Consider the following 25617-nt stretch of genomic DNA (forward strand, 5'->3'; position numbering starts at 1 on the left):
TTGTGAATCAAATTCCCCAGTATTTATAAAAAACACAACCGAAAAGCGGTTTATGCATTTGGTTGAAGTTTTGCCTAAGCAAGAAATATGAAGAGAACCAAACTCACTTGCTTTACCATTCTGATGCTGGTTTGCATCGGCCTTACTGCTCAAACTAAAAAAGAAAATGATTCGGTAGAATATGTTACCGCGGCTCCAAATACCGATTTTGACAGAGAAGGCCTTTGGGCTTTTTTCTGGGGAAACCATTATAGAAAGGAATGGGTGACTCCAATAAAAGCTCCTATTTTCGATCCGAAGACATTTAAAGGTGGTGTTGACATTCTTCAATTGGGTGGAGGCCACCAGACGAAAAGCATGAGGTTTCAAGCTGAAAATGGAGTTCAGTATAATTTAAGGAGTTTGGATAAGTTTCCCGGCCTTGTACTTCCTACAGCTTTTCGAGGCACTTGGGTGAACAATCTTCTGAAAGATCAAATCTCTTCGGCTCATCCTTATGCATTCTTAGCTATTCCAAAAATGGCAGATGCTATCGGAGTTCATCACACTTCTCCAGAGATTTTCTATGTGAAGAAATCGACTAAAATTCCAGGCTATGAAGACTTTTTGGAAGAATACGGAGATGCGCTTTTTATGTCTGAAATACGACCTGACGAAGATTTATCGAATTACGATCGATTCGCGAACAGTAAAAATATTATCGGTACGGAAAAGCTGTTTGAGCACCTGTATGAAGACAATGACAATTATGTAGATCAGCGTCAATTGGCAAAATCTCGCTTGTTCGACATGTTGATTGGTGATTGGGACCGACATTGGGATCAGTGGCGTTGGGCAGAGTTCGAAAATGAAGATAAGGGCTCGCGGTTTGAAGCCGTACCCCGTGATCGAGATCAGGCATTTGTGTTGATGGATGGCCTTATTCCTTCTATGGTTAAGCGTCCTTCGGCTAAAAGGTCGCTTTCTAATTTCAACTATGAAATAGAGAATTATAAGGACATTAATTACGCAGGAAGGCAGATTGATAACAACTTGTTGAATGAGCTAACCAGAAAGGATTGGGTGGAACTTGCTCATGAAATTCAAGAGAAACTCACCGATGAAATTATACACGAAGCTTTACTTCAGTTTCCAGAAGAGGTTTATGATTTTTCGGCTCAGGAAATTGAAGACAAGCTGATTTCACGAAGAAATAAACTCGATGAATATGCTGATTTGTATTACACCTTTCTTTCAAAATTTGTAAGAATTGTGGGGAGCAACAAGCATGAACGCTTTCAAATTGACCGAATCAATGATGATTCCGTTAGGGTAGAGGTTTTCAAAATCAACAGCGATGATGAACTGGAAAAGAAGATTTACTCACGTACTTTTTCTCGAGATGTAACCAAAGAAATATGGTTGTATGGGCTGGAAGGAGAAGACGAATTCAGGATCAATGGAGATGTGAACAAAAGCATTATTGTGCGCATAGTTGGGGGTGAAGGAACCGACAAGTTTGTAGATAAATCATCGGTAAAAGGCTGGAGCCACAAAACCAAGGTTTACGATAATACTGAAGATATTCGAGCCATTGAACATGGAAAAGAGATGAATCCTACGGCTTCGAATAATCCCTGGGTCAATGAATTTACCCGCGATGCTTTCGACTATGATTACTTGGGACCGCGTGTTTCTTTTGAAATCAATCCTGACGATGGACTTTTCATTGGAGCGGGTGTGTATATGGAAAGGCAAGGTTTTAGGCGAAATCCAAAAGCTTCTTTGAAAGTGGCCGGTAATTTTTCGACCAAAACTCGAGGCTTTAACCTAAAATCTGAAGCGAAGTTCTATTCGTTATTTGCTCACGATTGGGATTTGGAAATCAACGCTTGGGGGCATAATCCAAAATTTGCTTTCAATTATTTTGGACAAGGAAATGATACTCAATATGAATATAACATCGATTACTACCGCATTAGACTAAGTACAATTCATATAGAAACTCCACTGGTAAAGCGTTTTGGAAGAATTTTCTCTTTTGGTTTTGGTCCTATGTTCGAGTATGCTGATGTTCAGGAAAGGCCCAATTCGATTCTGGATACCCAACAAGATAGCCCACTTTTTAATACTATGAGTAAGCGAATGATGGGAGCGAAGATGTTTGCAGAACTCAATTATTTGGATCATCCGTTTCATCCCAGCAAAGGAATTCGATGGAATGCTCAAGCGCAATATTTGAATGAAATCGATGGAGATGATGTGAATTTTGCCCGATTAACCACCGATTTTTCAATTTACTACACGCCAAATCTTCCTTTTAGATTGACTTTGGCAGGGCGTTTTGGAGTTGCTGAAAATGTTGGAGATTATCTTTTCTACCAATCGAATTTCGTGGGCGGACGATCTAATTTAAGAGGTTATAGAAGAACCCGCTTTGCAGGAAAAGGAAGCGTTTATCAGAATACTGAAGCCCGTTTAAGCTTGGCAAAAATCCGAAATGTAATTCTGAATGGAGATTTTGGAATGCTTGGTTTTATGGATAATGCAAAAGTGTGGGCAGATAATGTAGAGGAATCGACTCGATTTACGACTACCTACGGAACAGGTTTGTACCTGCAGTGTTACGAATATATAGTAGTGACTGCCCATTACGGTTTCACCCCAGGAAGAGAGGATTCATTCTATCTCAATATGGGTTTCTTCTTCTAGAAAAAATGATGACATGAAAGTCCATAAAGAACATAAGCCTTTCAGAACCGATACGCCTACCGTGATTGAGGCGGAATACAATGGCGACTTTGTTATACGTTTTACGTTTTCCGATGAGTCGGAACAGGAGGTGGATTTTAAACCTTTTTTGAAGAAGCTTGCGGAATATGAAGTGGATGAATCTGATTTGGAAAAACCGAGTTTAGAAAAATATGCTCAGGAAGAGAACTTCATCACGTTCGAGATCCATAACGGAAATATCAATTGGAATAATTACGAAATGGTATTTCCTCTTTCGGACTTATATCATAATTCGATAAATCAAAATCAGAAGAGATTTTAGGAAAATGCTAAAAATTAGCGGATTCTGATGCTTTTCTCTGGCTCTAACTAAGCAGGTTGTCTCAAAATTTTCTCCATTTTCTTTCCTTTTGCTAATTCATCTACAAGCTTGTCGAGGTAGCGAACTTGCTTGGTCAAAGGCGTTTCAATATCTTGAATTTTGTATCCGCAAATGGTTCCCGTAATCAATTCTGCATTTGGGTTCAGTTGAGCCTCGGCAAAGAATTCCTGAAAAGTGACCTTCCTTGAAATCAGTTCATCAAGCTTCTTTTGATCAAAACCAGTGAGCCATTCAATTACCTGATGAAGTTCTTCGACAGTTCGTCCTTTCTTTTCTGCTTTGGTAACATAATGCGGGTAAACCGAAGAAAAAGTCATTGTTGCAATACGTTGATCGTGTTCTGGTGTGGTGGTCATTTCTGAAAATTTAGAGTTTTACTACTATTTGACACAATTTATCGATGTGATCCAGTATGCTATTCTATTCAAATATCTCCTAATTTTTGAATTCTCCGATATGCCAAAGAATGGTGCAAGGATCATGAACAAAGAATTCACGGCCCCAAGGTTCATTTCTGATGGCTGATATTCTTACACCAGCGTATTTTTTAACAAGATCGAGTTTTAATAACCCGTTTCTGAAAGCTTCTGTGTCTTCTACTTCCAAAAAGAGCATCGTGTTTTCTACCCAATCTTTCACAAAGTATCTCTGAAGGTAAAAAGCTACGTTTCCTTCCAGCTTAAAAACGCACATATCTGGAGATAATTCGTTTTCCTCAAAACCAAAATCGCGATAAAAGCTTCGAGAAGTTTCATAATCTTTGGCGCCAATAAAAGGTCGAAGGGATAAAGCTTTTGAGTTCATGGATTGAAGAAATAATGGTTAGTTAATTTGTCTAAATTAAGAATCACTTCTCATTTTTGCTGAAATGCAAGGTTTTATTATTTGAAGTATTAATGGATGGAAGGAGGCTTTTTGAGTTATAATTATAATATCAACTGTTCTGTTTCTCAATAATGCTTAAATTATAGATGTGCCAAAAATTTATGAATATTTAGGGATCGTGATATTTTTCTATTCAAATGAACATGAGCCAATTCATGTTCATGCAAGAAAAGGAGAGTATGAGAGCAAGGCAGAGTTTCTAATAGAATATGGTCAAGTTATAGAGGTTAAGATTACCAATGTGAAGGGATACGAACCTCTAAAAGGAAAGGAGCTTAAAGATTTTAAATTATTTTTGAAGAATTTTGCTGACGATATTGTTAAGAAATGGGTTGAATATTTTGTTTACCATAATCCAGTTCCTTTCGTTAGAATTACAGAAAGATTGAGATGAAAATTTCAGAAGAATATACTGCATATAAAACTTTAGTTCCTAAGGTTGTTGAGGCTTTTTACGAGGGAAGTTTTACTATTCGAATCCGTTTTTCTGACAATTCCGAGCAAACAATTGATTTTAGAAACTTTATAGATAAAAGTAAAATACCCTCGATTGCCAAATACAAAACTGAAGCGAATTTCCGCTCCTTTGAAGTAAAGAATGGCAACCTCAATTGGAACGATTATGACATGATTTTTCCGCTTTCTGATTTACATAACGGTCAAATTTAGACTTTATATTTTATCGATTTCCTTCCGGTTTTTTCCAGAAATCATTGTTGGGTTTATGGCTTTGTGCTAAAGCTCCGCTATAAAGCAATGAGTTGAAAAGTACTCGATAAGTACCCATGGTTTGCCCTCGCCATTGTGGACTGAAACCGTGAAGAATTACATGTCCTTTTCCATATTTCACGTCTAGCGAAGCCGCAAATCCCTGAATATGCTTTTCTCCCAACAAGTAGCCTGATCGGAGGGGAGAACCTTTGGTTTGATATTTAGCCAATACCTGGCCTTCAAAACCTTCAGTAGTCACAAAAGTTGGGCTATTGGAAACGAATATATTGGCTTGTTTGGGCATGCCGGCCATCACAGGGTGTGAAGGATCGGTTTCTACACCCAGAATAGAACTGCCTGCAAAATAATCCTTTCGATTGATGCCCTCAGTTACATTTTTTACTGGCAACTGAAGCGCATCGATGGCAAACAAGGTGCTTTGATTCAGGCAAACCAGCGTGCCTCCATTCGCCACAAATTCATCCATGGCGCGGATGCCTGCATCTCCAAGTCCGCCCACGTATTCGGCTGGCATTGAGCCTTCTCTAAAGCCATTTGTGAAGGTTGAAGATCGTTCCGAAGCAAACAGGATTACATCGAATCGGTCGTTTAAATTGCCTAATTGAAAATCGGTATTGCCTATGTTGGAGAACTCAAAACCGAAACGTTCCAATAGCCAACGTGTCCAGCCTTCATCCATACTGGCGGTGTGAGGTCGGTATAGGGCGATTCTGCTTTTTACAGCAGTTCCTTTTTGGTTGGTCATTTGAATGTTTACTGCCAACTCTTTCGACCATTGACTTAAGTCACCTTTCGAAATGCCTTCAATGGCGTATTTGCCCGAAACGTAACTCACTTTTCCATTGGAGGCCAAAGCTTTGTTAATCAACCTAAAGCTGTTGTTTTCTTTGGGATCAACCAGCGCGATAGCGCCAGAACCTGTAATTTTTGCGGCTGGCGCTACAACGCCTGCTGCATTTGCATTGGTGTCGAAACCTGAGCCTGGAGCCATATCGACTGTAGAGGCATCGGTTGTGGAACTCCAGTCTACCGCTTTGCTGGTAATGGGCGATAAGGCATTTTTAACCTGATCCGTTAGCGGTGTCATGGCTGGAATTACATTGACTTCGAAAGTGAAAGGCAAGGTCCAGCCGGCAGCATCATAAGGCTGTTCTGGTGGGCCTTGCGGATATTCTCTTAAGTCGGGATAATTTTGAACATCCAATAGCTGCCTTGCTAACTCGGCATATTCTTGATCCATCGGGATTACCCAAGTGCCTTTAGGGTAGAAAACATCGTTGAAAGTAAGGTCTTTAGAAAGCTGATCTACCCGAACGCCACTAAAAGCCAAGCGTTTTAACAGTTCCACAGGGCGAACAGGATCGCGTTGCGCTTGCGGAATGAAGTATGCATATGGTGGTTCTTCCTTATACTTTTTGATGGTATTTCGGCCTGATTGGTAACGGTTATACAAAACAGTTTCTCCATATTTTGAAGCGTATTCCAATACTGCAATTGAAGCGGTTTGCATATAGTCCACGGCATCTTTCAAACGCCACCAGCCACCTTTCCAAGGACTGGAATAGAGCGATTCGGCTCTTAAATCGGAACGGTTTCGTGGAAAATCACTAATGGTATAGAAATGAGGTGTGGCGTAACGATAAAGTGCAGTTTCTGTCCAAAAAGATGCGATATTTTGAAGCATAGGCATATAATCGATATAACCAGGATACCAAGCATCAAAGCCGGTTCCCATATGAACCGCCCCCGGTTGGCCGTTGGATTCCAAAGCTTGGGCAATCGCCATACCGATCATATTCACTTCGCGAGCCATAATAGGAGGGGTTTGTGTAGCAATAGGTTCAGCAAAAGGAGGCAGCCAAATGCGGGTAGGGAAGGGGCTCGACTGATGATGGACATGAATAATTTGAGGCTCCCATTCTCTCCAATTTCGGGTTACTACGCGTGATTCAATCATATTCAGCATGTAAGAATCGCGGTTGTTATCGTGGCCAATGTACTTTTGGTAAAGTTTGGGCAGCGGAGCCACCTCATAAGGAGTGCCTACATTGGACAGATACCAATCAACCACAATATTCTGACCATCAGGGTTGAGAGATGGCCAGAGTAAAAGCACCACATTGTCCAGAATATCTTTGATTTTTGGGTCATCGCTGTTGAGCAATTCATAGGCTAAGGAAATGGTGTGCTGTGCTCCGGCCACTTCGCTGGCGTGCAAACCGCCATCGATATGAACGAAAGGTTTGCCTTCACGAGCCAAGGCTTTAGCTTCCTCGTCTGTTAAGCCTTCGGGGTGAGCCAGCCTTTGGGCAATTTCCTTATAGCGATCGAGTTTGGCTAGATTTTCTTTGGAAGAAATGACCGAGAAATACCAGGGTCTGCCTTCAGAAGTTTCTCCGGCCTGAAAAAGCTGGATTTGATCACTGACTTCTGCCAGTTTTTGAAAGTAAGCCAGCGATTGATCGTAAGTGGCGAGTTTAAAATCAGCCCCAACAGGAAAGCCCAATATGCTTTCAGGAGTTGGTATTTGCTGGGCTTTTAGGTTGAAAAAAGAACTGCAGATTAATAAAATGGCAGCAATGGATTTAAAAAAGGTTTTGAATGAAGGCGTTTTCATCCGATTAAAATACTACCAGAAAAGTTTTAGACCACTAGAGTTAACGGATTTTATATTGGTGGTAGGAATGGATTTGAAGAAACGTTTAGGATACGGTAAGTAGGGCAGTGGAAAGCGATAAACTTTAGAGTTTGTACTTAGCCAAAACGTTGTATTCTGTTTTTAATTTATTCCTTCTTAAAAGCCCAACCTAAGTTCATGAACACCATTGAAAACAAGCACTCAGCGAACTAAATCAACGATTTGGTGGTGTTTCAGATAACCATTGGACTTTTACATGCCTCATCGTCCTATTTGCTATATACCTTGTTGTGAGGAGTTATTTTTTCAGGATTCAGCTCAACCACTTTACCGTCCTTCGAAACAATTATTGGCGTTCTCTTATACTTTTTAAATTCAATAAGTTTTTGATAAGCCTTTTCCAATCCAACAATAATTTTATCCGTATTGTCCATATTAGTCAATTTTGTACTTAATTATTAGATCGTCCCACAAAAGATGATTATTAATGATTATCCCTTTTGTGTTCTTGTGAGCTACAATTTGGTAGGGTTCACCTGAATTATCAATAAACATCCATTCGTCAACAAGAGGTTCAAATATCGAAAAGAAATTCTTAAGTCCATTCTCATATCGTCTTCTTATTACGTCCTCTGGAATGTTATGTCCGCCTTCCCTAACTCTCGTTTCTACGCGTTTAACCGCCAATTCAGGATTTCTTAACCAGAAGAAAAGCAATGTCGTTCGATATCCATTGTCTTTCGCTTTAAGGACAAAATTCTTATAGCTTTTTGTTGCTAGTGTAGTTTCAAAACCGAAATCATTTTTCTTGCTTATCAGTCTGTCAATTTTTGTTAGCATTAATCTACCAGCCGCAATAGCTTCTGATTCTGGATTAAAAGGTGATAGTCCCTTTGCAATTTCGTCTGCATTTACAAATTCATCACAGTCCAGTATTTCTGGAAGAATAGTGTATGATGCTGTTGTTTTTCCAGCTCCGTTACAACCCGATATGATATATAAATTATTCAACGTACTCAAACATACGTTTTTTCGTCAATCTCTTTTTTGTAATTGCCGTTTTTCTCATTCCTCACAACGGTGGTAGTATGAGGTCGTGGCGGTCAGACGATAGTCTGAGGGTTCAAGCGAAATTGAGGTTGGGACGAGATTCGACTTGTCGAATCCGCACAAACCCAGTCATGCCTTATACAATTTGTTAGCCACTGGTTTTTATTATTTTTCAACTTCCTTCAATTGTTTTTCAAATACCACAATGATTCCTTGTTGCTTAAACATCATTATAAATTTTTCTTCATCAATTCCTTTTCCAATATAATTGTTTAAATACAAGCAATTTGCATCTAATTTTTGCATTTGATTTAAAAGACTTGGGTAATCGTCTGAAACCTCTGGAACAATTTCTATTTTTAAAATTTTGGTATAATAAGTCAAATCAAGTTCCTCGCGGTTTCCATAAGTTTGTAATGTTTTTGTATCCCAAGAATCTTTTATTTGCTCGAAATCGATTGCAATGCAAAATGAGATATCAATCCCCTTTTTTTCAAAATCTTTGTTCCAAATGTATTTCTCGCCTGTCGGATTTTTTAAGTCAACTTGTATTTGTCGTTTACCAATCATTGTAGAATAACTTCTTTCTTTCCTGTCTGAAAATTCAAAAGGCAACGCTATTTCATAAAATTTTAAACAAAATTCATCGTCCAAGAAGTCTCCTTGCATTCTGTTGTGTTCTGGGCTTTCAGTTGTAAGTCTCATTTTTATTGATTTAGGTGATTCCTTTTTCATTGTCTTTAATCAAACTCGTGGCTAACACCTTTATGTGCGGAATTTGCCTAAAACTTCCGCAATAACCTATTTTTTCAATATGTATATAGCATCATTTTTTCCTGAATTCTGCATATTTTAAGAGTTGTTAACTTGCCTTCGATTTAGCGGTTATTGCCGAACTTCAGCAGTATGAGGAATTTTGAAAGAACTGCTTTTGTGGTGGGCTCGTAGTTTTTTAGCTAAAGAAACAGTCATTCTGAACTTATTTCAGGATCTGTTGGAATTATTTCAGTTTGCATTGAAAGAGAGGGGAGTTACTGTTTTGCAAACGCTAAACAACCAGTTGAAATCAAAGCTTGCTACGGAGCTAAAACCTTGCTGGCAGCCGTTCACCTGCCATAAGCTATATGTGTTGTTGTGTGTATTTTTATTCTATCAATTCTTCTCCAACGATATATGTATCAATGTCTACTGGCAAATGGAGTTGCTGAAGTCGGTTAATGGTTGTTAAGTCAAAGTGAACTCCAGCATTTCCACTTACATATTGATATCTGCAAACGGAAATGTATGCGTCCGAATTTTCAACAAGTCTTAAAACTCCATTTTTGTCCTTTTCAATTTCGGTAAGTAATTCAGAAAGTTTTTCTTCTAGGTCATATGCTTCATTTGAGTTAGGCTCAAAAGAAATTCTACTAAATGTGTATTCTGATTTTCCATTTGGTTTTTTTTCTCCTTTAGACCATCCTGTTACAGGATTTAGTTGTAAGAGTTCTTTGAGTTCTTGAAAACTCGATGTTTCTGAAGTCGCTGTTAAGTAGATTCTATGCCCTGACTGAATCCAAGTTCCTGCTGGTTCTGGTTTTTCACCTTTAACTACATTAATAACCAAGAAAAATCGTTGGTCTTTTACTTTGAAGTAGATTGAAACTAAATCATCCGAAAAAGCCACTCTTGCAATTTCAGGTCTTCTGTTTTCTGTTTGCACTTCAATAACTTCAACATGTTGCTTTGTTGTCTCAAAAGTTGGATTGAGAAGCTCTTCAATTGCTATTTCGATGTATTTTTTCTCTTCAGTCATTTTTTTTAATGCACCACAACATTCTGGCTATGCGCAGTGTGAGGTTGAAAAGCGGTAGTTTTCAATCTACTTATAATGTTAGCCGGAACTAATTTTTGCGGATTAAAATACTCAAAAATAATTCGTCAAAACTTGTTTTGACGAAAGGTTAATAAGGTAACTTACCTAAGCCACTATAATCTGGATTGTTCATAGCCGTTGTTAGCTGCAGTTTTACTCTTTCGAAAATTCAGCAATATTTTTATGCCTACTAAATGCGAATAAAGTACAATAGGTACAATTACAGCAGGAAGCCAGACAAAAGGAAAGTAGGTTACACCAATATTGGGTTGGTCAAATGCTAATTGCTGAATTGGGGTTGGTGCACTCAAAACGGCTATAGTCAAAATATTAACTAACAGTCCTAAACAAATAAAATTCCATATTAAAAGCCCCTTTTTTCCAATCCAGTGCTTCACAAATACGGCATAGTAAATTATTGGTGCTGAAATGCCAGAAAGAATATCAAAGTTATAGCCCTCAAAAGTCATTAAATCAGGAATATACCCTTCTATGAAAACATAGTACAATACGATTTCTACAGGAATTCTAATCGTATGTAATAGAGTCAACCATTTTAAATTTTCCTCATTGCGAATCGTATTGTTTCTTGTGAAGTAGGAATATGCAAAAACGAAAAGGATACCAGGAGCCAAAAGAAAAACAAATCTTGGTGGCATCGTATTTTGAACTCGGTAAAACCCAAAATAACCCAAGATTCCGACTACAGCCATCCAAATGAAGATTCCTGCAAGGAGCTTTTTGCTTTTATTGGTTTGATAAAAAAACAACAAAGTAACTAAGGTGGTAAAGGTGAAAAATAGTACGATTGGAGTAGAAATTTCTGCCATGTCAATTAAACTTTAAGGCAAAGTTCAATAGGTGAGATTCAAATCCACTTGACAAAAGGCAAGAATTAAAAATCTATATTTTTTTTCGCAATCTGCTCAAAGTGCTATCGGTAACACCTAAATAAGAAGCGATATACTTTAGAGGCGCATATTGCAGTATTTGGGGTTCTGAGCTTAAAAGGTTCTGATATCTCTCTTTAGCCGTTCGATTTATCATTCCATAATTTCTGCTTTGAGAAGCTATAAATTCTTTCACCAAAATGGCTCTGCCAAAATCTCTGAATGCAGGTTTATCATGAAATAGCCTATTTAATTCTTCGTAAGAAATTCTAAACCCTTTACATTTTGTAATGGCTTGTATATATGCCTCTGAACGAACTCGATTAAAGAATGAAGTAATTTCAAATACAATGTTATTTTCTGTAAAGAAGTCAATGGTAATTTCTTCACCTTCAAGGTTATATAGAAAAGTTCGCATTAATCCACTTTCCAAGTAGAAGTAATCATCACTTACTTCATTTTCCCTTAGCAAATAGTCTTTTTCCTCGATTTCAATCGGATGAAATGTGTTTGCAATTTGTTCTGCATCATCTTTTGAAATTTTGACGACACTTGAAATGAAATTTACTAACGAATCTCTATTGTTCATTTTGTTGTGATACAGCTAACGCCAAGCTATGATGAGTGGGGATTAGAATGCACCAACCTCTCGTCTCGCACATAGCCACGCCTTGATTTAAATTTATTAAGTGTGGCGGACTTTCCTACCGAAACTTCGAGACTCCAAATATTCTGAACGATAAAATCTATTCATTCATAGAATATGTTAGGTGAAGTTATTTTTTATTCAATTATTCCACCAAGCCAGTTTATTTGTAGAATTCCATTCTCAAGTCTTGCAAAATAGGTGTCAGACCATGTTGGTCCTGAGGTCTCAAAAATTGCGGTATTTTCCTTAATATATACTGGGTAATTAAATTTTGTCCGTTTTAAGTCAGGACTATTATAGTTTTTGGAGCAATCAAGAATCCTTGCCAAAGAATTGTCATCTAGAAATATTTCTTTGATATTTTTTTTATCTGTCACAAAACCAAAAGTTTGTTTTGAAAGAGCAAGTCCTGTTACAAAATTTCTAAAATCATCGATGTATTGATATCCAGTTTTTTTAATCAATTTAATTTCTGCCGAGTCCAGTAACAGAAGTGCGGTGTAATCATATTGATTCTCTAAACTTTCAATATTTTTTGTCGATTTTAATTCCTCTATCACATCTTCATAAATAACAAATTTTTCTTTTATGAGAGGTTGTCCATAAATCTGTAATTGAGAAATAACCAATATTATAAATAGATATTTCTTCATAATCGAATCTTTGTTGTTTTACTTGTCAATGTGCAATTTCTCATTTCATGGTTGCAACGAAAGCGTTTATATGCGGAATTTCCCTAAAACCTATTCAATAACCTACTTCTGGAATCAATAATGATTTACTTTTTCATGAATCGATTACATCTTAAGAACGGCCAAAAGCGTCTGGTTTTTCGATAAACTTTAGACGAAAAACAGTCATCCTGAACTTGTTTCAGGATCTTTTGGGGGATTAAGAGAGGATTTTAAAGTTATCGGCTTGTTGGGTGAAGAAGCTTACACACATCGAAAGAGCTGATTTTGTAATCCTATTTCCCTAAGAATTTTATGGAGGGTTCGTAAAAAGCGCTCTTCTTTTTAGCCAATAGAAATGAATTGGCTAGAATGATTGCAATATTATAGGCATAGAGTAAAGCGCTTCCTAAAATAAATATGGTTGTTGGCCAAATATGCAAATGGAGATAGAGCAGAGGGCCTGCGAAGATGAAAAAGGTTAATGTCCATGTTATCTGAAAATTCAAAATGGCTTTACCAATTTTGAGTACGTTGGAAACTTTATCCTTTTGAAGAATCCAAATTGCCATAGGTACTAAAACCCCTAACAACGGAAAAGCCAGAAAGGAAAATTGAGAGATGTTTAATAAAAACAATACGCTTTTATCTTCCTTAACCGTCCAGTCAATCAGCTCGTCTGGTGAAGTTCCCAAAGCTTTTGAAAGCCTTTGTAAAGAATCGCCTCTTGGTGTGGTTTCTCCTTTTTCTATCCGTTGAATGGTGCGCAAATTCAGGCCTGATAATTCGGCTAAAGCTTCTTGAGAATAGCCTTTTTGTAATCTGATTTCACTAATTCTTAATGCTATAGTTTCCATAATTTTATGTTGTCGTTTTCTGACAGCAATGGTAAAAGAACAAGGTTTTAATTGCCACGGCATGTTTATGGCATGTTTGCGACATTCGTGTCATAGCCTTGAAACATTGATTTATGGAAATAACTGAAATCTTCCTCAATTACCTATTCCAATGATTTGAATCTGCTTAGCCATTCTAGGTAGCCCTTTAGGGCTTGTCTTTTAATTCTATTTTTTGAGGCTTGGATTTAGCAAACTCGGTATTGAGGTCTAGCTTAATTATGTTTTCGTTGCTTAGCTTGTAGGAGAGGAAAAACTTGTTGTCCGTAATATCAATAAAGGATGAGTAAACCGTTCCGCCTATTCTTCCCTTTTCTAGCTTTTGAGGAATTTGCCCAGCTTGACCAAAAGTATTGGCTACCGTAAAAAGATTAACCTCGCTATCGGAGTTTTCCATTTGGGCAATTCTTTCTTCAATACTCGCATAACGTGGGCAAGGATAATTACCCGCTTTAGGTTGGGCTAAAAGGTAATTGGTCATGATCAGTTTATTGCTTGTCATCCAGTTCAGAATTCTTTCTCCGTTAATCCATTCTACCACAACCGCTTTGCCCGATTTATCGCCAAACATCATGTGGCTATTGTTTAGGGCTATTTTTTCTTTTTCCAGAAGAGCGAGGGCTTCTTCCACAGTAGCACATTGGGCCAAAATTTTATCGCCCAAGTTGTTTTTAGGGTTTCCATATCCCTTGATTTTCTTTTGCTCGGGAGTTACGGCTGCGTCAAAGAAAAGTCCCTTTTCATTTACACCACCTTGGGCGAAGTTATCCCAGCCGTACCAAAGGCGAGCGAACTGGTTTTTCGATTTTGGTTCTATTTGAATGTAGGCATCTACATCGAGCCAATAGTCTTCATTGTTCACTGCATAGATTTTTCCAGTTTTTGAATCAATATAGAAGAGTACGGAACAGGCTAGGGAAGATGCGGGAATAGCAAGAGACACGCATAAAGCGATGAGTAAAAGACCGAGTTTTTTCATAGGTAAGTTGTGACCGTGTTGTTTTGCCCGTTTATACGCATCTGATTATTCTGGGTTGATGAAAAACAAAATGAAAATAGGCTCGATCCTGAGATTTATAATTTCAGTTATGTTTTAAATGCTTATTGCTGCCTCAGTGAATTGCTTTATTGATAACTAAAAGCAAAAAGCCAAACTGATCAACTCAGTTTGGCTTTTTGGATGGTGAATATTCTGTTTATTTAATTCGAAGGCCTTGGAAAATGGCAAGAGCCAGCAATGGAAGAAGGGTAGAACAGAATAATCCTTCTGACACCACTAGTCCCTTCAACTTTTACATGGTATGGTGTGATGGTATATGTGGCGCCTGGCTTTATTTGTCTGGCATCGCCACAGTTCCAACCTCCTTCCAATGTACTGGCTACACACATTCTAGCATCTACAGGTACGTTCCAGAAGTTTTTGATGGTCATATCGTACTTGTACTTACCATCACTTAACTGTGTCAGTTTCCCTTTGACAAATGCAGGTCCAGAAACATTGGTATAGCAATTGTCACTAGTTGGTGGGTCTTGTCCCCCTGTATTGCCTCCGCCACCAGTGCCACCGCCAGTACCTAAGTCAATACTACCTTCTTCTGTCGTAGGTGGTGTTTCGTAAGTGAAGTCCTTACCTACTACTCGACTAAAGCCACAGTTATTATCTGTAGCGTATACATTAGCATAAAATTTCCCGTATTTAAATGGAAAGCCTTGATCGATAAGAACAACCTTATTGCCCGTGGTTGTACCATGGAATTCTTTGTAGTCTCCGTCATCGTAGCTAGCTCTAATGTAATATTCATAGCTCATATTTTCTCCTACACGTGTCCAGTTGAAAACTTCTCCATCAAAATAGAGTGGAGTGGGGGTGGCAATGCTACCAACTTCCAACATAACAACTACCTCCTGTTCGGCTTCTTTTACCTGATTTGCCAGCCCGATATCGTCAACATCCAGCTCTACTTCAATTTGATAGTTTTGATTATTTCCACTTGTTAGACTTCTCCTGAAATTCTTGTGGAAGGTGACGGTTTTTCTTTCCTTAATCCCTATTCCTTCAACAGGAATTACCTCTTCATAGCCGTAATTGTCTTTTACATTGAGGTAGAAAGTTTCATTCAAGGCACTTTTATTAGAATTATTGAAGAGGTTAATCTCAATTGGAAAATCGTCACCACAATTCACTACCGTATCTTGAGGGAATATAATGTTTTCAAGTATCAGGTCAGGTGATTGTACCACCATTCTAGAAAAATAAGCCCCAACACGATGTGGTAAGTTTCCAGATGTACCTAGTTTATTTTTTATGTTCTCTTTTTCAGTAGAAGAGCTGTTTTCATATTCGTCATAAATTAAATAAACGGAAAGAAGGAGCCCTCTATTTGAATAGAAATAATCGGCTGGAACGAACTCAATGGAGGTAGTTATAGTATTACTTCTTTCACCGTTCTGTGGTAAAATGGGGGTAGTAATGTCAATGGTATCTACCAATGTTGTTTTAAAATCTAGATACGCGTTTTGAGGTATGTCAGTGGCAGAAACCACAAGCCTGGCTTTGCCTGATGATACATGGTTGCCGATATTTTCAATCTGAAAATTGAACTTTATTTTCTCCGCTGGATTAAGTTGAAAGGTTTCTGGCACATCAGGATTATATAGCAATCCTTCTGATGAGCTTCCGTAATGGTTGTTGTCAGTAGCATAAAGGGCATCATAAGTTTTACCTCGATACTCAAAAGTAATGGCTGATATTCTTTCGGTTGTATTGGCGTCTATGGTTTTTGTACTGTCCTTTGCCAATCTTAATAACACGCCAGACTTAACGTTTAAGAATGGATTATTTGTCTTGATGTTATTCATTTCGTTATACTCCCTAAACTTGTTGTTAGGGTCTAGTACAACCACGAAGTTGGGTCTGTCGGCTTCATAGGGAACTGTTATAGTGAAGTTGCCACTGGTTGCAAAATTATCATCCATTAGCTCAGTGATCGGTTTAATAGCATAAAGCGTCATTAAACTGTCAACCTTGTAAATGTCCTGATGTACTTGATTTTTTCCTTCTCTATTGTTATCGCCAAATCCAATCCAGTAAGCAAAATTACGGTTTCCTGCTCTTTGATAACGAAGGCTATCCCAGGCAGCAGTTGCACGGTATATACCTACTTCTAACTCGGAATAGTCAAAGTCAGTTGGTAGTTTCGATCTGGCTATGTTGGCTCTCAGATCATATACCTCTTGATTGAGCTCTAAATCAAATCGTTTATTTACCGCATTCCAGCCATAATCACTCCATAGATATTTGGTGGGTTCGTCTGGTGTATAAGGGGAACTTTCAAGTCCGATTAAGTCAAAATCAATATCATTGATAAATGTACCTTTGGTGTGCATATCAAATCTAAGGGTATCAGAAAGTGATGAAGGTGAGTTGAAATCGGTAGGAGAAGAGTTCTTGTAAGCGATAACCGTCTGCTGATAAATATTCCCATTTTCAATTTTGAATACATTCTCAGGGCGATTTATGAATTCAAAATATTTGGAGCCATCCAGGTTACTGTTAAACTTGAGCATGAAAGACTTCTTGTCTTCATAGGAAACAATAGTGTCTTTTTCAGATGAATCCAGAATGACGCTTCTTGCCTGCGTTCCACTATTTGTGATGTAGTCATAATCAAAAACCAATCTATGTTGGATATGGAGCGTATCTTTTAAAACGAGTTCTCTCTCATCGTTCTGGCTCTGATTTTTATAATAATCAGTTACTTTATAGTAGAGACTGAAGTTCAGATCCATCAATGGCTTATTGTAGTAGGTTTCAATTTTTCCGACTGAGCTTTCTGCCGGAAGATTGTAGAAGGCTTTACCCCAGTCATAGTCGATTTTGTTTGTTACAAGGTTTTCTCCTGCACCCACCCAGTTCACCAGGGTATCGCCAACAAATACCTGATTGTAGCCTACTAATTCAGCTATATCTTGAGAAATCAGGCCATTCTTGGGTTGTACATAGAAACTTTCCAACATGGTTGGGAAAGTATAGCTAGCAATTGGGTGACCTTCCACCGTGGTCAGGTTCATGTAAACGGTGTCGTATTGGTAGGTTCTGTCACCAGTGATCATATCCATTTCAAAAGTATTGGTACTTCCGGCTTCCAAATAAGGAACAGGAACAAAACCCAAAACACTGGTGTCTTGCTTATCTTCACTTAGGAAGAAGTAACGCAATTCAGTTTGGTAAAATGACCTGAAAGGAGAGGAGGAGAGCGTCATTTCCATATTATGAAGTGGGTCTCCCATATACTTCTTGTCGATCAATTTGAGCTCAGCTTGAGGACTAAAGTCAAGATTGTTCACAAACTGATAAGGACGAAAACTTTCAATTAAACCAGTAAGTGTTGCTCCGTTAATGGCCAGTATATTCACATTATATTCTGCAGTAGCTAATTCCAATGGATAATTGGCTTCGTCATCAATACCGATATATCGAACCCCAGCAGGCGCTATCTTGATAGAATCATTGCTTGACAATCTCATAGCTGCAGTCGAAAGAGCAGGGTCGTTGGAAGTGTATAAAATCTCGTATTCGAGTTGTTTCAGGGTGTCTGAAGCGGTGTTCACCATTCCGATCAGATTCTCAGGATTTTCTCCTGCATACATTTTATCAATCAAACCACTCGCAAAGAAATAAAGGCCATTGGGTTGATCATTCTCTTGGGCTTCAACAATGTAATTACGCTCATCCCAAATGAACTCGGGTAGGTTAAGCGCATCCGTAAGTTCACAGTCGCCCCAGCTTCCCATAATGGCTAAAGTGCTGGAAAAATCGATCTGATTTTCAGCATGAATTATTGAAGTAGGAGGAATGATGAACTGTAAAGTATCGCTGGTGATTTTTTGTGTAAGTGTGAATTCTTCTCCCTTTCTTCCTGCTAAAATCGGAAAAGAGAAGTAAATGCTGTCTGGGCTTCCTGCTGCATTGGGGTCGAGCAATTCACTGTATTCTGGTCTTATGATGAAAGTGGAAGTATCGTTAATAAAGGTACTTCTGGAAACGATAATGGCGGTATCCATCATTTCTGGAGTGAAAAATCCCCTTGGCACAATTTCTAATGTATCTGAAATGGTTACCGAGCAATCTTCCAGCTGTTCAATAGAATAAACTTGAAGTTTGCTTAGCGTTTTATTGGGGTAAAGTGCGTCTAAATCTAGAGTAGGGCTTGTGGATTTGTATCTGAAAATAGAATCGTTCCATTCTTTAGCATACCACTCAACAGTTTTCAGATGATCCATCTGAATCTTGTGATTGTCTTCAGGGCAAATCTCAATGATTTCTTGTGCAAAAGAAGTGCTGCTCAATAGGGCCAGAAAAATGGCTAAGGTGGTTTTTATAATATTTCTCATCTTAGTCTTTTAGGATTTTGAGCGTGGCGCTTCGGTTGTTATTTGAAATGGTGAGCAAATAAATGCCTTTGGGCAAATGATGAACATCTATGCCTTTTTGATCGAAAATTTCTTGTGTCGAAGGAATGTTATGTTGAATTCCCTGAGCATCGATCAGTTGAAAGTGCGTGCTCGGTACTTGTGCAGATTCCAGTTCAATGGTAAGAAAGTTCTTAACCGGATTAGGGTAAATTTTCAATCCTTCAATAATTCCTTCCAGGCTTGTAACAATGGAAGCCAGGGCTTTGATATTGATGACTTTGTTGAAACTTAAAGTGCCATCGGATACTCGCACATTGATAGTGAAAGGTTGATCGTTTATGCTCGCACCAATCAGTTTTGTAAGTGTGATAATACCGCTTTCGCTGACTTCAAAAAACTCGGTGGTGGAAGTTAGTTTGAAAGAGACTTCATCATCTTCTGGGTCGGTGGCTTCGAGCTGCCCAACCACAGTACCGACTTCAGCAATGTCTTCTACTTCGAACTCCGTTTCAATCAACTCGGGCGCTTCATTTACATTGGTCAGGCTTAGGTTAAAAACGGATTCTGAAGAAAATTCACCATCAGAAACTTCAGCAGTTAAACTGATTTCAGGATGGGTTTCAAAATCCAATAAAGAAGCATCGGCAACTAAGATTTCGCCAGTTTCTGAAATTGAAAGTGCGCCTTCTAAACTTTGCTCTTTAAGGGAATAGGTGATTTCATCATCTTCCGGGTCGGTGGCTGTTATGCTCCCCAAAACCGTATTGGCGGCCGTGTTTTCTTCAATCTCAACGCTTTGAGTAGCAACTACAGTTGGCGCTTCATTTATATCTTCCACCTTAATGGTGATCAAACCAGAGTTTCTTATTCGCGAATCGTATGCCTCAACTCTAATAAGGTATTGCTGAATGGTTTCGAAATCATTGTATGCGCTATCTAATAAAGTGATAATGCCAGTGGCAGGATCTAAATCTAGCACTCCGGCATAGGTGCCGTTGTTCTGGATGGCATAAACCAACTCATCATTATCTGCATCGGTAGCGACCACTTTGCCAATTTCAGTGCCTTGTGCAATGTTTTCTTGAATTGTAAAGGTTTGATCTTCGATTACCGGAGCTTCGTTTACAAATTCATACAGAAATGTATCATCCAGTTCACAATTTTCACCGCTTAAATGAATAGCCAAATCAATCGAAAACGTGTTGAATAAATGGTTGTAAGGAATTCGAAGCGTGTCACTGTCCAATTGCTTGTTTTCCATGGATTTAATGATGTTCTCATCGGCCGAAGTCACAGAAATTGTAGGGAAATCGAACGAAGAGTGGCCTCTTTTGATGATGATTTCAAGTTCACTATCATCTTTGTCTCCATAAACCTCAGTGATTTTGTTGTTGACTTCTACCCGATAAGTAGCCACTGTTTTTGATTTGCTGCTCTGGATTTGAATGTTTTGAGCAGAAAGGCCATAAGTGGTTGAAAAGAGTATGCATATAGCAAACAACCAAGGCTTGTTAAGAGCTTTTTTACTGATAATTCTCACGTAGCGGTTAGTGAATGTGTGATCAAAAATATCCTTATCGGGTTAATACACAAAGGGATTTGGACATAAATCGAGACTGTAAAATATGGTTTTATACCAAAAGTTGGGATATGCTCGATCTTAAAAATAAGCCTTAAATTCCTGTTTAAAGCTTTCTAGAGTAGGTTTTCGAAATTCTGCTTTTATGACTTATTTGAATTAAAAAAATGGTTTGGAGATATATAAGTAGGGGGGCTTCAGGTGAAGAATTCGGTTCTTTTATTAGATTTTTTTTATTTTCGAGGGATTTCTTACTTACAGAAACCAAAGCTGGCCATGGCGCGAAGGCTTTACGGAGAGCTGTCCACCTGTTAAAAGCTGTATGTGTTGTTGTCTTAGTTTTTATTTTAATTCTTTGTATATCGGGCCGTCTGTTTTGACCTTTTCAATTGCTTCCGTCCAATACTCCCAAAATGCGGAATCTGCTGGTTCATCTGTTCCTTTCCAATATTCTCCACCACTTAATATATCTGTTAAGTCATTTGAACCACTATTTTCCCAATAGGCTTTCAAACAGTATAGCATTGCTTCGTAACCTTCCTTCTTTGTTATTAATTCTTTGTTTTCGTTTTTCATTTTCATTTAAGTCCTTCTTCAACAGCATATTTGTAGTCCAACAATCTCTGAGCTACCTTTAGGTTATGGTCTTTATTTGACGTTAAACCCATTAAATCAGTCTCTATCTTTCCTAACTGATTTGCTATTTGATTCAAATCTTCCTTTAAAACATATTTCAATACGGTCATTGTATAAGAATTGTATTCCGCTCTTGCACAAGGTTCGTCCGATACTCCGATTGGATCCCACATGTAATAAAGAACTTCATCAATTCTTTGATGAAGTTCTCTGATTTTTACTTTGTCTGTCATTTTTTTAAAATGCACCACAATGGTGTAATACAGCGTTTTTCATTCAATGGGTATGCAAAAGTCCACGATGGCTTTTCTTTCGGGATGGTCATGAAAATTGTTATGATAAATCTCAAAGGGTTCTCTGTCAGATTTTTTATATCCGTTTTCGTTCATCCACAAAAACAAACCTGTCCAAGATTTCTCAAATTCATTTAATCCAATTTCAAAATTACCAACGATCCACTTTCCTTTTTCGATCGAGGTGGTTCCAATTTCGCCATTGGTTTCGGTAGGTTTGTCCAACAGAATACAGGCACTCATTCTTACCTTATCGGCTTGGGTAACTTTAAAACTGTCGTGGTATATGGTTACCATTTTTGTTTGGCCATTCATCAGACCTTGTGGCGTTGCCCATTGCATTAGCTTTCCATAAGCTGTTTCGAGATTTTGAGGTCCGATACTCAGCACGTAAGCCAATTCCATTTTAGGCATTTCTTTAATTTCGATGTTTGCATTCATTTTTATCCAACTTTTTAGATTATCAATGATGCAAATGTATTTCTCGTATTCAGGATAGTCTTGTCCGTTCTTGCTTTCAAGTTGACGTATCTTGCTATGTCTGTTCGGGTTTTGCTTTTTAAATTCGGTTGGGCTAACTCCGAAATATTTCCTGAAGGTTCGTGAAAAAGAAGAGTTGTCGCTAAATCCAAATTTATGAGCTAATTCCGTTGTAGTTACTGTTTTGTGTAACAGATACAAAGATGATTTCTCGATTTTTCGCCTTGTTACATATTCATTTAAGGTTTCGCCCGTTACAAATTTGAAAACTCTATGGAAATGAAATGGTGAAAAAAAAGCAATCTCAGAAACAGTTTTTAAGGATAAGTCGGCATCCAAGTTTTCATCGATAAACTCAAAAACTCGGTTGACACGATTTCGATAATCTGCTTGTATTTGTTCTTCTGTTCCGGTCATTTGTCAAATGCTATGCAAAACGTTCACCTGCTGAATTTGCCAAAAACTTCCACAATAACCTATTGTACCAATAGAGATTGGATTGATTTTGCTTGAATTCCTTATACCTCAAGTTTATAAAGTGTCGGTTCTATTTGAGTCACTTCACTTGATTTCGGTCAATATTTGAGTTCTTACAAAAATTGAATGACTTCCGCGCAAATGATTTTTGCATTTTCCTTTTTTGGAAGGAATGATCCTAAGCTATGAGAGAATCTCAACCTTGGAGACTTTACTGCCTAAAGAAAACTTTCTGCGAATTCATAAATCCTTTCTGGTATCTACAGATAAAATTAGGCTTATTCAAGGCAATATAATTTACCAGAAGGATCATCAGATCCCCATTGGCCAAACGTGCCGAAATAGCATTAATCATTTGTTAGGAGGGAAGTGATTGGTTGTGATTCTAGCCTATGTGTTTGCGATTTTTACTTTACTTCCAGGTCGTCCGAATTTCCAAAAGTTTGATCAGGACCGGATGATTTTAATATAAAGCCTTTATCACCTTCGAAGGGTTGATAAACGTAAGGTTCTCCCCATTGATCCATTAACCAATTATTTCTGAGAGGTCTCCCCATTGTGATTTCTTTAAGCTCGGTAGGATAAAAGTTGTAAACAGTTCTCCATTCCTCTATAGCTTCTTTGATTTCATGCATTTCGTTTGTCGTGGCTCGCAGTTTTCCTTTTGCTAGCCCACTTATTAACAGAGGGAAAATTAGTACAGCCAGTAGGATAAAAATTAACAGTCCAATCGATGACGGCTGAAGCAGATATTTAGATAATGTTCTCTTCTTTCCATCTTTCTGTTCTTGCTTTTTGACTTTATTATAATGTTTAAAGTCAGCGCGAAGAATCCCTAATTCAATAAGAGATGTGATTATAATTTCGATCATTTATGGAATGGGTTGTAACGTCAAGCTGAAACCTGTAAGCTGGACTTTTCAAATTTCTTTAAAAGTACCACGCCTATCTTTGCAAATGGATGACAGTGTTTGCTAGATTTCATTACTTTTTAGTCAGTTATCCAATTCAAGTAATTCCTTCGCTAGATATTCAGGTATTTCGGTGTTTTCCATTCGTTTTTGTTTGCTGGTCTCATCAAACCTCGATTTCAAAAGACTAATAAACAAGCCATCTAAAATCAGAGTTAGAAAGCCAATCGTAATTCGGACGGCTGTTTGATTTGTTTCTATAAAGTTTATTGACGTGTTAAAAAATAATATCCAAATACAAATGCCAGTAATTGGAATAGCCCATAACAAATTATACCAAAATCTTCTTTGCCATTTCTTTAGTTCACCTTTCTTATATCTTCTTATATTATCCTCAATCTCCTTTTTAAGTCTATTTTTTAATTTCTGAGTTTCCTTCTTTCCAGAGGCCGCGTCAAAATTGAATTGACTTTGATGGTTTGGTGACTGTTCTATGGATTTTTCCAATCTCTTGACATCCTTTTGTAACCTGTGTATCGATTTTTCATATATATATAAATCTGTTTCAAGTTGTTCCTTTTTGACCTTAAGATTGGTTTCTCGTTCAAGTATGCTTTTAGTTTCTTGATTAGTGGTTTGAAGTTCCTGTTCCTTTACCTTCAATGCCTCTTTCGTCTGTTCGAGTTCTTCTTTTCTTAGCGTAAACTCCTTGTTAAGTTCTGATTCAATGAATTCAGATTCGTCAAATTCAGATTCCTTTTTTTTCTTGGTATATGTTTCAAGGAAGAGTTCTTTTGAAATAAGGTTATAAATAACCATTTCATCATCAATTCCCATCTTCTTTAAATAGTTAACGATACGCAGAATATCGCTTGATTTCTGTGGGTCTTTGTTAAACCCTTTTGTAGTTACTGCTTTAATAAATGCCTTTTTGTAATCGGTTGTTTTTATTGGAAGCAGCTTAACAAGCTTGCTTAGTAGGTATGACGGCCGAAAAAAAACAGGAAAACTATTTTCGTCATTATAATCTTTGACTTGCTTTAAATCAAAATCAAGTAAGAGAGAATCAATTGTTAGTCCAAAATACTTTACCGAACTCATTGATGCCTCAACACCAGACTTCAATACAGATGCACGCTGATGTAAAAGTAATTCTCGGATACTTATGTCATGAGTAATTTGTTTATCACTTTTGAATATTGGTCTAATGTGAGTTCCCTTTTTCTCATTGAATTCCTGACGAACTAAGTTTTTTTCATCAATGAACCTACGATAATCCTGTATTTTCACATTCAGATATTCATCGCCAATTTGCTCAAGTCTTTTTTTATTCCTTGAAACGTCAATACTGTATTTTTTGAGCATGGTCTGTGGACCTAGTTCTATGACTTTTGATGGATGAAGCGTTGAATCACCATCCTTTATTAAGTTGTCATAATATTGACGGGAGAAATCATCAAGATCATCAGACTTGAGCAATGCTCTAATGGCTGAATCTGGAAGTTTTTCATCAATCATTTGAAAATCATCCTTCTTAGCGGAGAGCTCTTTTTTTGTTAACTCAGAATATCTCAAGACTATTTTCAGTTTGTCTTGATTACTCTTGATTAGTTCCATTAGAGCTATACATGCCTCGTTTTCAGGGTGAGAATGCAAACTCAATATGGAATAGAGAACATTAGTATCAAGGTATAGCACCCAATCCACGATGGATTGGTTTGTTCCATCGTCAACAATCTTTGGGTCAATTCCTAATGATGAAAAGCATATCGTTTTTTGAGCCAAGTCAACTAGAAAATCAATATCATCAGAGGACGCATATTCTGGGAACTTTTCAACAGCCTGCTTGAAGATTCTAAATAGCTCTTTGTTTTGTAGTTTTTTGGAGGCGACATTGAAAAAGTCAACATCATTATTTGAGTTACCTTTGTCTTCTAAATGAGGATGGAATCTATAAAAGGCTTCTTCTCCGAATTCAAAAAAATTATTGTAGAGATATTCAACAAATACACTCCATATCAACTTGATTTGGGATGTTTCTAGCTTCTCCTCTAGATCATCAACGACAAAATTTTTGAAATTTTGAAATCGCTGTTTGTCTTTATCTTGAAGTTCAGTTTCAAGATTCTGAAATCTGGATTTTTCTTCTTCTGAAAGTGATAGAAGTTCTGAATTATTATCGATTCGGTTGTCTATGACAAGCTGATCGATTAAAGAAAAAACTTCTGATTCATATGGTTCAAAGTCAAAATGATTTTCAATCTGTTTGATCAGGTCTTTCCTTCTAGTTGGATTTTGAAAAAGACTCGATATAATAATAGAGGTAAGTGTGTCTTTGCGAGTGTCAGAAGCCGCTAAACTAAGAGTTGTTAGTACTTTAATATGTTCCTTTTCAGTTTTCAAAATTGGTTTCTAGATTTGAGTTAAACAAATAATAAAATCTAAGACTTTATAAATGCGGAATTT

Annotated in this window: 24 protein-coding genes; 5 read left to right on the forward strand and 19 right to left on the reverse strand. The window is 37.6% G+C overall.

Features of this window, described 5'->3' with window-relative positions:
* The first annotated feature begins 87 nt into the window (after positions 1-87).
* Complete coding sequence (locus ACXACJ_RS05145; RefSeq protein WP_475133201.1) at positions 88-2691, forward strand: BamA/TamA family outer membrane protein; 2604 nt, start codon at positions 88-90, stop codon at positions 2689-2691.
* 13 nt (positions 2692-2704) lie between these two features.
* Entirely contained in the window at positions 2705-3034 is a 330-nt protein-coding gene (locus ACXACJ_RS05150) for a DUF2442 domain-containing protein (RefSeq protein ID WP_475133202.1), read from the forward strand.
* A gap of 47 nt (positions 3035-3081) precedes the next feature.
* On the opposite strand, the gene ACXACJ_RS05155 is transcribed toward ACXACJ_RS05150, so the two are convergent.
* Positions 3082-3450 carry a DUF2200 domain-containing protein gene (locus ACXACJ_RS05155; RefSeq protein ID WP_475133203.1) on the reverse strand — a complete coding sequence of 123 codons (369 nt, stop codon included), beginning with the start codon at positions 3448-3450 and terminating at the stop codon, positions 3082-3084.
* Positions 3451-3529: 79 nt separating this feature from the next.
* Positions 3530-3898: a VOC family protein gene (locus tag ACXACJ_RS05160; protein WP_475133204.1), complete on the reverse strand. Its 369-nt coding sequence runs from the start codon at positions 3896-3898 to the stop codon at positions 3530-3532.
* A 169-nt stretch (positions 3899-4067) separates the two neighbouring features.
* Here ACXACJ_RS05160 and ACXACJ_RS05165 point away from each other — a divergent pair, with 169 nt between their 5' ends.
* Positions 4068-4373, forward strand: coding sequence for a DUF4160 domain-containing protein (locus tag ACXACJ_RS05165; RefSeq protein ID WP_475133205.1), 306 nt, complete (start codon positions 4068-4070; stop codon positions 4371-4373).
* Positions 4370-4648 (forward strand): DUF2442 domain-containing protein, encoded by a 279-nt coding sequence (locus tag ACXACJ_RS05170; RefSeq protein WP_475133206.1) that lies wholly within the window; start codon positions 4370-4372, stop codon positions 4646-4648. The genes ACXACJ_RS05165 and ACXACJ_RS05170 overlap by 4 nt, the downstream gene beginning before the upstream one ends.
* A 10-nt stretch (positions 4649-4658) precedes the next feature.
* On the opposite strand, the gene ACXACJ_RS05175 is transcribed toward ACXACJ_RS05170, so the two are convergent.
* The 15 genes from ACXACJ_RS05175 to ACXACJ_RS05245 all read right to left on the reverse strand — a co-directional run bounded on the left by ACXACJ_RS05175 (position 4659) and on the right by ACXACJ_RS05245 (position 22180).
* On the reverse strand, positions 4659-7328 hold the full coding sequence (locus ACXACJ_RS05175; RefSeq protein ID WP_475133207.1) for a M14 family metallopeptidase: 2670 nt from the start codon (positions 7326-7328) through the stop codon (positions 4659-4661).
* Positions 7329-7618: 290 nt separating this feature from the next.
* Entirely contained in the window at positions 7619-7783 is a 165-nt protein-coding gene (locus ACXACJ_RS05180) for a hypothetical protein (RefSeq protein ID WP_475133208.1), read from the reverse strand.
* A 1-nt stretch (position 7784) separates the two neighbouring features.
* Positions 7785-8369, reverse strand: coding sequence for an ATPase (locus ACXACJ_RS05185; RefSeq protein WP_475133209.1), 585 nt, complete (start codon positions 8367-8369; stop codon positions 7785-7787).
* A 195-nt stretch (positions 8370-8564) separates the two neighbouring features.
* Positions 8565-9134 carry a hypothetical protein gene (locus tag ACXACJ_RS05190; protein WP_475133210.1) on the reverse strand — a complete coding sequence of 190 codons (570 nt, stop codon included), beginning with the start codon at positions 9132-9134 and terminating at the stop codon, positions 8565-8567.
* A 409-nt stretch (positions 9135-9543) separates the two neighbouring features.
* Positions 9544-10194 carry a DUF4279 domain-containing protein gene (locus tag ACXACJ_RS05195; RefSeq protein WP_475133211.1) on the reverse strand — a complete coding sequence of 217 codons (651 nt, stop codon included), beginning with the start codon at positions 10192-10194 and terminating at the stop codon, positions 9544-9546.
* Between the two features lie 173 nt (positions 10195-10367).
* Complete coding sequence (locus tag ACXACJ_RS05200; RefSeq protein ID WP_475133212.1) at positions 10368-11084, reverse strand: hypothetical protein; 717 nt, start codon at positions 11082-11084, stop codon at positions 10368-10370.
* Between the two features lie 73 nt (positions 11085-11157).
* Positions 11158-11733: a Crp/Fnr family transcriptional regulator gene (locus tag ACXACJ_RS05205; protein ID WP_475133213.1), complete on the reverse strand. Its 576-nt coding sequence runs from the start codon at positions 11731-11733 to the stop codon at positions 11158-11160.
* A 194-nt stretch (positions 11734-11927) separates the two neighbouring features.
* Complete coding sequence (locus ACXACJ_RS05210) at positions 11928-12446, reverse strand: hypothetical protein (protein ID WP_475133214.1); 519 nt, start codon at positions 12444-12446, stop codon at positions 11928-11930.
* 314 nt (positions 12447-12760) lie between these two features.
* Positions 12761-13321, reverse strand: coding sequence for a helix-turn-helix domain-containing protein (locus tag ACXACJ_RS05215; protein ID WP_475133215.1), 561 nt, complete (start codon positions 13319-13321; stop codon positions 12761-12763).
* A gap of 187 nt (positions 13322-13508) precedes the next feature.
* Positions 13509-14339 (reverse strand): carcinine hydrolase/isopenicillin-N N-acyltransferase family protein, encoded by an 831-nt coding sequence (locus ACXACJ_RS05220; protein WP_475133216.1) that lies wholly within the window; start codon positions 14337-14339, stop codon positions 13509-13511.
* 221 nt (positions 14340-14560) lie between these two features.
* Complete coding sequence (locus ACXACJ_RS05225; protein ID WP_475133217.1) at positions 14561-18754, reverse strand: hypothetical protein; 4194 nt, start codon at positions 18752-18754, stop codon at positions 14561-14563.
* A 1-nt stretch (position 18755) separates the two neighbouring features.
* A complete protein-coding gene (locus ACXACJ_RS05230) occupies positions 18756-20315 on the reverse strand; it encodes a cadherin domain-containing protein (protein WP_475133218.1) in 1560 nt (519 codons plus the stop codon).
* Between the two features lie 381 nt (positions 20316-20696).
* Positions 20697-20930, reverse strand: a complete 234-nt coding sequence (locus ACXACJ_RS05235; RefSeq protein WP_475133219.1) for a hypothetical protein — start codon at positions 20928-20930, stop codon at positions 20697-20699.
* A 2-nt stretch (positions 20931-20932) separates the two neighbouring features.
* Positions 20933-21223, reverse strand: a complete 291-nt coding sequence (locus ACXACJ_RS05240; RefSeq protein ID WP_475133220.1) for a hypothetical protein — start codon at positions 21221-21223, stop codon at positions 20933-20935.
* A gap of 39 nt (positions 21224-21262) precedes the next feature.
* Positions 21263-22180 carry an AraC family transcriptional regulator gene (locus ACXACJ_RS05245; protein ID WP_475133221.1) on the reverse strand — a complete coding sequence of 306 codons (918 nt, stop codon included), beginning with the start codon at positions 22178-22180 and terminating at the stop codon, positions 21263-21265.
* A 232-nt stretch (positions 22181-22412) separates the two neighbouring features.
* Between ACXACJ_RS05245 and ACXACJ_RS05250 the strand changes: the two genes are divergently transcribed.
* Positions 22413-22613, forward strand: coding sequence for a LytTR family transcriptional regulator DNA-binding domain-containing protein (locus tag ACXACJ_RS05250; protein ID WP_475135074.1), 201 nt, complete (start codon positions 22413-22415; stop codon positions 22611-22613).
* A 34-nt stretch (positions 22614-22647) separates the two neighbouring features.
* Here ACXACJ_RS05250 and ACXACJ_RS05255 read toward each other — a convergent pair whose 3' ends face one another.
* Positions 22648-23112 (reverse strand): type II secretion system protein GspG, encoded by a 465-nt coding sequence (locus ACXACJ_RS05255; protein ID WP_475133222.1) that lies wholly within the window; start codon positions 23110-23112, stop codon positions 22648-22650.
* 123 nt (positions 23113-23235) lie between these two features.
* A complete protein-coding gene (locus tag ACXACJ_RS05260; RefSeq protein WP_475133223.1) occupies positions 23236-25554 on the reverse strand; it encodes a hypothetical protein in 2319 nt (772 codons plus the stop codon).
* Positions 25555-25617: the final 63 nt, after the last annotated feature.

The sequence above is a fragment of the Roseivirga sp. AWQ4_251 genome, assembly GCF_056158225.1.